This window comes from Bacillus hominis (genome assembly GCF_018332515.1).
In the GTDB taxonomy this organism is placed as follows: domain Bacteria; phylum Bacillota; class Bacilli; order Bacillales; family Bacillaceae_G; genus Bacillus_A; species Bacillus_A hominis.
Map to the genome: position 1 here is coordinate 1 of NZ_BOQD01000601.1, position 648 is coordinate 648.

The 648-nt window shown below is 29.2% G+C and carries 1 protein-coding gene and 1 pseudogene; both read right to left on the bottom strand.

Annotated features, from left to right (window positions below; genetic code table 11):
- Nucleotides 1-240, bottom strand: a 240-nt coding sequence (locus KI356_RS27565; protein ID WP_212937047.1) for a hypothetical protein, incomplete at its 3' end; no start/stop codon positions are given.
- Nucleotides 241-363: 123 nt separating this feature from the next.
- Nucleotides 364-525 (bottom strand): annotated as a pseudogene (locus KI356_RS27570) (Holliday junction resolvase RecU); the annotation flags it as partial.
- Between the last annotated feature and the right edge of the window lie 123 nt (nt 526-648).

Here is a 648-nt window from a genome sequence, read left to right on the forward strand (position 1 = left end):
AGCAAGTAATAAAATATACCCGATTATACAAATTGCAATAATGTTAAGTATTATTAGTAGCCATTTTATTAAACCTTTTTTTGCTTTTAGTCCCAAGAAAGATCCTAATAATGGGAAAAGAAACATTGAAATAATAAATGGTTTACCTAATGTTCCTAATGAGACACCACTTAACATTGTATAAAACAAAACAATGAAGATTACTAAAGTAGCAAGTGAAAAAACACTATATTTATTCATATGGGTTCACCTCCCGAAAGTTAGTTGTTATTTTCAATGTATAATATTCGAATCTTTATACAATTACTATTTAATTCTTTCTACAATGCTATTTAGTTGAACAATATTCTTTTTAATCGCTTATTTTATGTCGTAATATCCATCTTTCACACGGCCGTAAACCATTTTTAATACCTTTACAGGAGTCGGACGCTTGTTTATAAGCGCCACTCCCTCTCTTTGATACATTTCATTCGATAGATTGATAAGCCTTTCAAAAGCCATTCCACGGTTACCTTGTCCCAATGTTATTCCTCACTTTTTATTAAAAGGATTATTTTATTGTGTTTTCTAACAAAATTCATTTCGAAATTTTCAGATTCAAATGAACCTCTAGACGCATACACCATATACTAATTTAAATACTTT